The organism is Frankia sp. CoBUL1 (assembly GCF_978021245.1).
Window position 1 is genome coordinate 1 of record NZ_CDXDOS010000165.1, and the last position, 7,535, is coordinate 7,535.

A 7,535-nucleotide genomic window follows, 5' to 3' on the forward strand; every position below is an offset into this window, starting at 1 on the left:
GTCGGACAGGCGCCGCAGCACGTTGCGGTCCGTATGGGCGACCGGGTCGGACACCCGCTCGTGATCGATGGTGGTCGTGGAGATGTAGGCGAAGCTCCCGTTGCCGGTGACGGTGATGCTCACCTCGTAGCGGATACTGTTCGCCGCGCGCGCCAGGTAGGGGTTGGACAGGATGCCGTACGTGGGGGAGCCGGCCTGCGCCCGCAGGGTGAAGTCGGTCGCGTCCGGCGCCACGGCACCACCGGCGATCAGGACCGCACCGCGGGGCACCATGAAGCACCGCATGACGTGGCCGAGATCGGCGTCCCACAGCCAGTAGCCGATCTCAGTGTGGAACGCCTTCTCCTCGCCAGCCCGCCACGCGGCCATGTGGTAGTCGAGGCCGTAGAGACACTGCGGGCCGTTGTCCACGGGACCGAAGGGCTTGAAGGTGACCCTCTCGCGGTACGGGGTCTCGATAATCGTGCCTTCGGCGTTGCCGAAGGCAACGTCCACCCCCTGGTCGCCCTCCCACTCACCGGCCAGGGCCGCCAACGGACCGAACTCCGGGCCGACTTTTCCCGCCTTCTCCGTCTTCCCTGGCTTTCCTGTCGTTTCCGTCACCGCAAATCCTCCTTGAACGAGAAATTACCTATAGGTGACACAATTCCAAAACATGCCCGGAACATCTCGACATTACTGTCAAATTCCTGCAAGCCGCTATTGCGCGACTCTCAAGCCGCGCCGGACGGCGTATTCACCGTGCTCATGGGCCCGCCCTCAAGATCGAACATTTCGCCGGTCTGTGGGTACGGCGCCGCTTTGGTGGGTACGGCGCCGCTTCAGTCTTACGTGGTGGTGTTGCGGGGGTGGGCGGCTTCGTGTTCGTAGGTCTGCCAGCGCCCGAGGATGTCGCGTTGGGCGAGTGCCGCGAGCTCGTCGGCTTCGTCGGGGTTGACGGTGTTGAGGAGGGTGAACCGGGATTCGGTGGCGGCGAACTCGCTGAAGGGGATGGACGGTGCCCGCGAGTCGAGGGAGAACGGCCTTTCCGCGCGGGGGTCGACCCGGTAGAGCGGCCAGTATCCCGATTTCACCGCGGCTTTCTGGTGGGCCAGGCCGTCGGTCATGGTGATGCCGTGGGCGATGCAGTGGCTGTAGGCGACAATGAGGGACGGGCCGTGCCAGCTGGCCGCCTCGTTGAAGGCTTTCACCGTGTGCTGGTCGTTGGCGCCGAGGGCGACCTGCGCGACGTACACGTCGCCGTAGGCGGCGGCGAGCAGCCCGAGGTCTTTCTTGCGGGTCCGTTTGCCGCCGCCGGCGAACTTCGCGACCGCGGCGCGCGGCGTCGACTTCGACGCCTGCCCACCGGTGTTGGAGTACACCTCGGTATCGAGGACGAGCACGTTGACATCGCGTCCCGACGCGAGCACGTGGTCGAGGCCGCCGAAGCCGATGTCGTACGCCCACCCGTCCCCACCGATGATCCACACGCTTTTGTCGACGAGGTCGTCGAGGACAGCGTCGAGGGTGGTGTCGTGGTCGACGGTGGCCAGCCGCCGGCGTAGTTCGGCCACCCGCTGGCGTTGGTCGAGGATGCCGGCCTCGGTCGACTGGTCGGCGGTGAGCAGCGCCTCGACGAGCGTGCCGCCGACCGTCGCGGTCTGTGCGCGCAGCAGTCGGCGGGCCTCGCGGGCCCGGCTGTCGAGCGCGAGGCGTATCCCGAGCCCGAACTCGGCGTTGTCCTCGAACAGCGAGTTCGCCCAGGCCGGGCCGCGGCCGTCGGTCCCCGCCGACCAGGGTGTGGTCGGCAGGTTGCCGCCGTAGATGGACGAGCATCCCGTGGCGTTGGCGACGATGATGCGGTCACCGAACAGCTGCGTGAGCAGTTTGAGGTAGGGCGACTCCCCGCAGCCGGCGCAGGCGCCGGAGAACTCGAACAGCGGCTCCCGTAGCTGCGAGCCGCGGACCGTGTCCGGTGGGGCGAGCGCCGGTGGGACCGCCGGCAGCGTTTCGCGGAACGCCCATCCGGCACGTTCCTCCTCGAAGCGGGGTGCGGCGTCGACCATGTCCAGGGCGCGATGGCCCTCGATCTCCCGGCTCTTCGCCGGGCAGGCCTCGACGCAGATGCCGCAGCCGGTGCAGTCGTCCGGTGCCACCTGCACCGCGAGCCGGAACGCCGCGAGGGTGCGGTCCTTCGGCTTTTTGTGCCGGAACGACGCCGGCGCGTCGGCGAGCCGCGCCGGGTCGAACAACGTCATCCGGATGGCGGCGTGCGGGCAGGAAATCGCGCACTTGCCGCAGTCGATGCACAGGTCCGCATCCCACACCGGAAGCTCGCGGGTCAGGCCGCGTTTCTCGTACCGGGCCGTCCCGACGGGGAAGGTGCCGTCAGCCGGTAGTGCGCTGACGGGAAGCAGGTTCCCCTCCCCTGCCATGATCCGCGCCGTCACCTGCCGGACGAACGCGGGCGCCTCGCCGAGCAGCTGCCGGCGCGCCTGCCCCGTGACCACACGAGCCTGCAGGTCGATCTCGTGCAGGGCGTCGAGCGCGGCATCGATGGCGGCGAAGTTACGCTGCAGCACGGCGTCACCGCGTTTGCCGCGGGCGGCGCGGACGCCGTCCTTGACCGCCGCGATCGCCTCGTCGCGGTCCAGCAGACCGGACAGCGCCAGGAAACAGGTCTGCAGCACCGGGCTTACGATCCCGGGCATGCCGGCCTGCTTCGCCACCCGGTCGGCGTCGACGACGAACAGGCGCGCATCCCGGTCGAGCAGGTGCCGCTGCGCGTCGGCCGGCAGATGCTCCCACACCTTCTCCGGCGCATGCGGGCTGTTGAGCAGCACGGTGGCACCCGGCGCGGCCACGGCGAGCACGTCCACCCGTTCCAGCAGCGAGGACTGATGACAGCCCACGTACTGGGCGTTCTGGATAAGCCACGGGGAGTCGACCGGTCGTGGCGACAGCCGCAGATGCGAGACCGTCATCGACCCCGACTTCTTGGAGTCGAACACGAAGTACGCCTGCGCGTGCAGCGGCGTGCGAGCTGCGACGATACCGGCCGTTGCCCGCGTGGCACCCACCGTGCCGTCGCTACCGAGCCCGTAGAACACCGCCCGCAGCACGTCATCCGGCTCCGGGACACGGTCGTCGTCCACCTCGAGCGACAGGTCCGTGACGTCGTCGCGGATACCCACCGTCACCTCCCGGCGCGGCGCCGCGCCGGCCAGCTCGTCGAACACCGCCGCCGCCATCGCCGGGGTGAACTCCTTCGACGCCAACCCGTAACGGACACCGATCACCCGCGGCATCCGCTCGGGCCGTTCCGCGAACGCGGCGACGACATCCAGCCGCAACGGCTCACCCGACGCGCCCGGCTCCTTCGTCCGGTCCAGGACCGCGACCGACCGCACCGTCAGGGGCAGGCACGCGAGCAACGCCCGGCCGTCGAAGGGACGGAACAAACGAACCTGGACGAACCCGACCCGCTCGCCTCGCTCGACCAGCCGGGTGACCGCCTCCCGCACCGCCGACCGACCCGACCCCATGACGACCACAACCCGCTCGGCCTCGGGATGACCCTGATACTCAAACAGGCGGTAGGCCCGGCCCGTCGCCGCGGCCAGCCGGTCCATCACCCCCTGCACAATCCCGGGAACCGCGGCGTAGAACGTGTTCGACGCCTCCCGGGCCTGGAAGAACGTGTCGGGATCCTGGGTGGTGCCCCGGATCACCGGACGGTCGGGGGACAACGCCCGGCGGCGATGGGCATCGATATGCCCGGCGGCCAGCAGACCACCCAGCGTGCCGTCGTCGAGCAACGCCACCTCGTTCAGCTCGTGCGACGTGCGGAAACCGTCGAAGAAGTGCAGGAACGGCACCCGCGACTCGAGCGTTGCCGCATGCGCCACCGCGGCCAGGTCATGCGCCTCCTGCGGCGACGCCGAACACAGCATGGCGAAACCGGTCGACCTCGCCGCCATCACATCACTGTGATCACCAAAGATCGACAGTGCGTGCGTGGCCACGGTCCGGGCCGCGACGTGGAGAACCATCGGTGTGAGCTCACCGGCGATCTTGAACATGTTGGGCAGCATCAGCAGGAGACCCTGCGAGGCGGTGAACGTCGTCGACAGTGCACCCGCCTGCAACGCCCCGTGCACAGTGCCGGCGGCACCACCCTCACTCTGCAGCTGGACGACCTCGGGCACCGCACCCCACAGGTTCGGGCGGCCCTTCGCCGCCCACGCATCGGCCAGCTCCCCCATAGCCGACGCCGGGGTGATCGGATAGATCGCGATCACCTCGCTCGCCAGGTAGGCCACCAACGCGGCGGCTTCGTTCCCATCGATCGTCTTCTGACCCATACATCCCAGACTCAGGCGTCCGGAGGCGGATCGAGGAGGGACTTCCTTCCCGTCCCCGAAGGCGGAAGTCACCAGTATCCGACTCCCGACGACGTTACCGATCCAGAAACAGCCGTAGTCTGCTGGTGAACCGGACGCGGAAGCATTGCGGGTCCGGCCGAGGAGACACGACGTCCCTCCGCCGCCGGGCGGAGCGCGCGACCGGGAGCGAGGATGCGGTGAAGGCCGTGGCGATCGCCAGCTACAAGGGCGGGGTAGGCAAGACCACGCTCACCGCAAACATCGGCGCCGCGATCGCCCGGCTGGGGAGACGGGTACTGATGATCGACTTGGACCCGCAGGCGAACCTGACCTTCTCCTTTTACCGACCCGAGACCTGGCGGACGGACCTCGCCGACCACCGGAGAACCGTCAAGGCGTGGTTCGAGTCGTGGCGGCCGGAGACCACCCCACCGCCCCTCGCGGGGTACGTGACCACACCATCGGTCGTCAACGCCGCCGTCGCCGCGGGCGGCGGCACGTTGGACCTGCTCGCGTCGCACCTCTCACTCGGCGACATCGAGATGGACCTCACCGCCAGGCTGGGCGGGGCGCGGGCCCACCGGTCCACCAGGTACTACTTCGACGTCTACCAGCGGCTGGCCACCGGGCTGGCGTCCTTCTCCACGTACGACTACGACCTTGTGCTCATCGACTGCCCGCCGAACTTCGGAGTCATCACCCGGGCCGCGATCGCCGCCTGCGACCACCTGCTCATCCCGGCCCGGCCGGACAACCTGTCGACGCTGGGCATCGAACATCTGATGAGCAGACTGGGCCGGTTCGTCTGGGAGTACAACAGGGTCGCGGGGTTGCAGTCCGGGATGCATCCGGCCGTGAAACGACTCGAACCGCGGGTGCTCGGTGTTGTTCTCATGATGGTCCAGTACTACGGCGGTCGGCCGACCAGCTTCCTGCGGCCCTACATCCACCAGGCATCTGGTCTCGGACTCCCGGTGTTCGAGTCGATGCTCCGCGTGAGTAACCGGAGCTTCGCTGGAGCGGCTGGAACCCAACTGCCGGCGGTGCTGTCCGCGGATCTCCCGCCCGAGGTGGCCCGGGAGCTGATCAGCCTGGTCGAGGAGTTCCTCCGACGGGTCGGGGCGGCCAGCCGCATGGCGGGCCCGTCGCGTAGGCGAGGCCCAGAGGCCCCGGCGGCCGGCCAGTCATGATCGACATCCCCCGGGGTGCACCTCAAGTAATGATCATACTGCTTCTCGTTCTCGTCGAAGCGGGCCAGAACTCGCAAGTCGGGACTTGATCGTCTGATGGTCGGGGGTAGCGACAAGCACCCCCTTGGAGCGTGTAGCATCGCAGTCGTTCGCGGGTGAGACATCCGCGAACCACCTGTCCGGGTGGCGGAATGGCAGACGCGCTAGCTTGAGGTGCTAGTGCCCTTTAACGGGCGTGGGGGTTCAAGTCCCCCCTCGGACACGTTCCATTACCCCACGGTAGGTGCTGTCGATCTTCATGGCGGCCCTCACTGTGTTGGTTGCGGGCTGGTAGGTCAGGTGCAGGCGCAGCTGGCGGTACAGGTCCGCCTTCTCGGCGGGCTCCGCTTCGCTGAGAGCGCTCGCGATGTCGCCGAGCGACTCCACCATAGTAGCGATCTCTTTGCGGGTCAGCCGCCGCTTGTCGATCTCCCTGGCCTCGCGCAGCTCCCGCTCGGCGGTGGTCTTCTCGGCTTGGACCTGTGCGATCCACCCGGCGATGAGCGCCGGGTCGGCTCCAGCGTCGAGGGCGGACCGGTAGCGGGCCAGCTTGGTGTTGCTTTCCTCGATCGCCCGGCGGGCTCTCTGCACGGCGAGGTCGTCGGTGGATGAGCTGGTCTGGGCGGCCACCATGGCATCGAGGGTGGCGGACAGCTGCGGCGGCGCGAGCGCCTCGGCGATCCACCGGTCGAGTGCCGGTAGGACGGCGTCTTCGCGGACGTAGACGTTCGTCGGGTGAACGATCGTGTTCGCCAGGGCGTACTCCTGCGGGTAGCGGCAGCGGTAGTACGTGACCCCGCGGGCTGTGTGTCCCCGCATCTTCCGCTCACAGACACCGCAGTAGAACGCCCCCCGCAGCGCGTATGGCTGCCGCGTACGCGGCGCCTTCTGATCGCCGGGCCCTCTGCCCCGACCGGCGAGGAGTTGCTGCACCGGGGTGAACAGCTCGGTCTCCACGATCACCGGGTGGACCGGCTCCTCGGACCAGACCCACTTGTCCGAGGGGTTCCACCGCAGTTTGGTGGTGTGCCCGAGGCTGACGTCCTCGACATCGAGGAGGACCTCGTCCTTGCGCTGGCGGTTCCAGACCTGCCGGCCGGTGTAGCGGGGGTTGGTCAGGATCGCGCGGACCGCTCCCTTCGACCAGGCCTTCCCCGTGCGATGGGAGTTGCGGGCGGGGTCATGCGCGGACGGGCTGGGGATGCCGTCGCGGGTGAGCCCTTCGGCGATCGCGAACAGGCCGGCGCCCCGGAGGAACTCGGCGAAGATCCGGACCACCACAGGTGCGGTCTCCTCGTCGAGCGCGAGGCCGTGTAGCCGCCGGCCGTCGGCTGCCTTGGCCGGGTTGGGGTGCGGGCCCAGGTCGCTCAGCTGGTAGCCGTACGGCGGCCTGCCACCGAGGAAGCGGCCTTCAACCTTGGCCTGGGCAGCCATCGCCGCCCGCACCCGGACCTTGACCCGGTTACGCTCCCCCTTCGACATCCCACCGAACACCGACATGATCAGCTCGTGGGCTTCGTTCGGGTCGATCGGCCCACCGATCTCAGGCACCCACAGGGGAATGTTGTAGTGGGTGAACAGCGGGAAGACCAGGCCGAACTGATTGCCATAGAACGCCCGTTGCGGTTCTCCGATGACGACCGCGTCGAAGCCGCGGTTCGGGTCTTTCAACGCCTGGAGCAGAGCGTTCGCCTGCGGTCGGCGCTGCCACGGTACCGCTCGGGACTGCCCAGCGTCGAAGTACTCGACCACGATCTCGCCGTCGTGCGGTTCGATCAGCGCCTTTGCCCGGGTCACCTGCCATGCGCGTGATGATTCCGGGTCCTGCTGGTCCTCGGTCGAGCAACGACCTTCAAACGCAAATATGATCATCAGGCTGCCCTTCCCTTCCGGTCTCGCGGTTTACCACCCAGGGCTGCGCGAAGGTCGCGTGGTGTGACGG

Annotated in this window: 4 protein-coding genes and 1 tRNA gene; 2 read left to right on the forward strand and 3 right to left on the reverse strand. The window is 68.4% G+C overall.

All coding sequences use genetic code 11. The features are described 5' to 3' along the window. Both AC08OX_RS12395 and nifJ read right to left on the reverse strand, forming a co-directional pair. On the reverse strand, positions 1–603 hold a 603-nt coding region (locus AC08OX_RS12395), incomplete at its 3' end, for a heme-binding beta-barrel domain-containing protein (protein WP_476607965.1). A 224-nt stretch (positions 604–827) separates the two neighbouring features. Beyond that, positions 828–4,343: a pyruvate:ferredoxin (flavodoxin) oxidoreductase gene (gene nifJ / locus AC08OX_RS12400; RefSeq protein WP_476607966.1), complete on the reverse strand. Its 3,516-nt coding sequence runs from the start codon at positions 4,341–4,343 to the stop codon at positions 828–830. Between the two features lie 218 nt (positions 4,344–4,561). Here nifJ and AC08OX_RS12405 point away from each other — a divergent pair, with 218 nt between their 5' ends. Together AC08OX_RS12405 and AC08OX_RS12410 are read left to right on the forward strand one after the other, a co-directional pair. Then, positions 4,562–5,554 (forward strand): ParA family protein, encoded by a 993-nt coding sequence (locus AC08OX_RS12405; protein ID WP_476607967.1) that lies wholly within the window; start codon positions 4,562–4,564, stop codon positions 5,552–5,554. A gap of 177 nt (positions 5,555–5,731) precedes the next feature. Beyond that, positions 5,732–5,816 (forward strand) — tRNA-Leu (locus AC08OX_RS12410). On the opposite strand, the gene AC08OX_RS12415 is transcribed toward AC08OX_RS12410, so the two are convergent. Further along, positions 5,798–7,465, reverse strand: coding sequence for a recombinase family protein (locus AC08OX_RS12415; protein ID WP_476607968.1), 1,668 nt, complete (start codon positions 7,463–7,465; stop codon positions 5,798–5,800). The genes AC08OX_RS12410 and AC08OX_RS12415 overlap by 19 nt on opposite strands. Positions 7,466–7,535 lie beyond the last annotated feature (70 nt).

Excerpts from the sequence above, each read along its gene's own strand:
- AC08OX_RS12415 (WP_476607968.1), bottom strand. The coding sequence starts at position 7,465 with ATGATCATATTTGCGTTTGAAGGTCGTTGCTCGACCGAGGACCAGCAG.
- nifJ (WP_476607966.1), bottom strand. The coding sequence starts at position 4,343 with ATGGGTCAGAAGACGATCGATGGGAACGAAGCCGCCGCGTTGGTGGCC.